The sequence below is a fragment of the uncultured Gimesia sp. genome (assembly GCF_937919775.1).
GTDB lineage: Bacteria > Planctomycetota > Planctomycetia > Planctomycetales > Planctomycetaceae > Gimesia.
Genome location: NZ_CALFPF010000537.1, coordinates 1 through 2,834, shown reverse-complemented (window position 1 = coordinate 2,834; position 2,834 = coordinate 1). Strand labels below are relative to the sequence as shown.

General features: G+C 48.2%; 3 protein-coding genes. All 3 read right to left on the bottom strand.

Annotated elements, in window-relative coordinates; all coding sequences use genetic code 11:
* Positions 1–925 (bottom strand): BBP7 family outer membrane beta-barrel protein (locus Q0294_RS15400; protein ID WP_299467215.1); only part of this gene is annotated, 925 nt, incomplete at its 3' end.
* A 306-nt stretch (positions 926–1,231) separates the two neighbouring features.
* Positions 1,232–1,789: a TMEM43 family protein gene (locus Q0294_RS15395; RefSeq protein WP_299467212.1), complete on the bottom strand. Its 558-nt coding sequence runs from the start codon at positions 1,787–1,789 to the stop codon at positions 1,232–1,234.
* A 48-nt stretch (positions 1,790–1,837) separates the two neighbouring features.
* A partial coding sequence (locus Q0294_RS15390) for a nucleoside hydrolase (RefSeq protein ID WP_299467210.1) occupies positions 1,838–2,834 on the bottom strand: 997 nt, incomplete at its 5' end.

Here is a 2,834-nt window from a genome sequence, read left to right as displayed (position 1 = left end):
CCTCAAAAGACCCTTTAATTAACATCTCCTCGCCAATTTTTAAATACCGAAACCCAACCAGAGGACGTATCTGAAGTCCACCTGCCCCATAATAAGTTCGAAACATGAGTCGTTCCGTATTGATCACATAATTACTCTCAACTCCCCAAGCCTGTGTCTGATAGTCTACAGAAAACTTTTGATTAAACCTTCGACCATTGAGTGATACTTGACCGTCCAGTAGAGTTTGAATTGCAATACTGTTTGCCAGGTCATAATTAGTGTTTATTAAATCAGCCGCTGAAAAGTTAGTACGCATCAAATCTGATTTTCCATAGGAAACGGAACTGCGATCTGACTTCATCCCAAAAAAAATGGCCTCGATCGTTCCACTATTAAAATCAATTCCAAATGTACCGCGGATACCATTTGAACCATCACTACCTATGGTACTGAGGTCAGCTTCTCTTGCCTCGAGATTAAAGGTTCCATCGGGATCTTCAATCGCATAGGGCAGGCGCGGATCATTGCCGGATGGTAGCTCTGCACCGATCAGCTGATTTCCGGGAGGCGCTTTCCATAACAGATATTCAATCCGCATCCAACTATTGTGAGCCAGGTTGTTAAACAGGCCGTCCATCGGATGATCATAGGCCCAGCCTCGATCCACGGGCAACGCTCGCGTGATCATATCTGCCTGATCATAGCTTTCACCATAAGGACTTCTATTATAGTCATAAACAGATTGATCTGGCGTTTGATAGTATTCCGGCGCTGTTTCATAGTTCTCTTGCGTAGAATACCCGGGTTGATAGGCAGCTTGTGAATAGAACTGATTCGATGGAGCAGGCACACCAGCAGCATACTGCGCCTGCGCAGACCGCGACCCCACTCCCGTCAGGAGAACAACCATTCCAAGCATTAGTCGGTAGGCCGGATTTACCATGTTGTACTTCAATCTCATTTTCAAGAAGTCTACAAGCCGGAGGCTCTACAAAACTGCCTTCAAGGTAAGACAGATCCAGCAAATAACGCCCCTGCAGCGCAGGATTTTCTGCGTGAAGAGTATTAGATATATCAAAGATATCGGTTATAAGGGTTATTCGACTTGTAGGAATCCTGCGTTCTTGGGCAGAAAGTTCGGAACCAAACCCCTCACCCACAACACACTGGGAAAAATGAGACGCCGGGGAAAAGCACTTTGGTCTCGATTGCACTTTTTACAAATCTTTGCGAGCGTCAGATGAGTCGCTCAACTTTGCCTGAGTGCCTGTTTCAACCGGGCGCGTTTCCCAGAGCGATAGAGCACCAGGAGAGGAACAACACCGGACAGGAGCAGGATGGCTCCAAAAACTGGCCGCGCCACCATCCAGACAGCGGAGAGCAGGATCAAGGAGAGGCTTAACGAGCTTAGAAAAGCAAAGACAGTGATGCCTCGTCCTACGAAATTTCCGAGCAAGGGGATTTTTTCTACCAGGACCACCAGAGGCCGAAACAGGGTCGCCAACCCGAGAAAAAGGATGACCCAGCCTGCAATCCGAAAGCCCCAGTTGAACACGGTGGTTGTATTCAGACTCTGACTTTCACTCGAATCCACCTGTTCATTGCCAGACGTTTTTTCCTGATTTTCAGAGAGAACCGTCTCCGCCCGGGCGACGCTCAATTCGCGTTCCATGATTTTGGTTTCGTTATGCCACAGTAAAAACAGGCCTGCGATTAAAAATACGGTTCCAATGCCAAGATTTTTCAAAGCCGTTTTTAAGCGTTGACCGAAATGATTCGCTGAAATGTCTTCTGTTTTTTGAGTCATCAGATGCGGCTTTTTGAATGGAGATTAGAAATCTGAAAACGGTATTAATTACGGTGCAGGTGGCTGACTTGAGAGAGCTTCCAGCACTTCCTGTGTCCTGACGATCTGTTCGGGAGTCACGGTTAAATAGCGGTGCTTACCTGCGGGGTCCGCAGAAAACTCCAATTTGCCCTGCTCGTTGATGGCCAGTTTACCCGATTCCGACAATCCAAAATAGCCTCGTTGGGGTCTGACGGCATAAAGGACGCTCGTTAAATCGTAAGTCGGACGGTCATAGGGCATTTTGTGCCAATACTCGTAACCGATCTTAACCGGATGATATTTGACATAGTTGTAATCGTGGATGATGCTGGTCGCGCGATTCTGAATCGCGCGGCCGACCTCCCAGCCACTCACGACGACCGGTACGTTGGCAGGCCACAACTTGTATAACGTGCGTGCCGCCGGTATATCAATTTTGACATTATACTCGTGAAATGATGCTGGTTTATCTTTATCAAAACGGCCTATCATCTGTGACAGTAGCTTGACTTTTTTAGCGACCAGTTCTTTGCCCGTCAGCGAACTGGCTTCATCTGCCGGAGACTGAAGCAGTCTCGCAATATTCGTAGAAAACCCCACGACCACCAGCACAACGGACTCATCTGCCTGTGCAGCCAGAATTTTCCTCAAAACGGTCACCGCTTCGGGAATCTCCTCTGCACTCTGATAGCGACGCGGGAAGACTGGTTTGTCATTCTCGGAATACTCGACAACCTTACGCACATAGGCCCCCTCTTCAGGTGTCGCCCCGTGATGAACGCGTCCCAGAGGAATGCCAGGACGGCCGTAAAAGGTATTAATGACGTCACAACAGATTGCTGAAAAAGAATTGTCTTTGCTGCTGGTCACCGCCAGCAATTCACATTCTCCCCTCGATTGCAACGCATGAATGACCGCCAGAGCCAAGGCGTCATCGATATCGTTTCCAATATCCGTATCAAATATCAGCTTGACCGGCTCCCCGGCTTCAAGCGGGGTCTGAAACGTTAAAACGCAAAAAACA

What these genes read in the sequence shown, in the direction of transcription:
- Q0294_RS15395 (WP_299467212.1), bottom strand. Translation starts at nt 1,789, where the DNA reads ATGACTCAAAAAACAGAAGACATTTCAGCGAATCATTTCGGTCAACGC.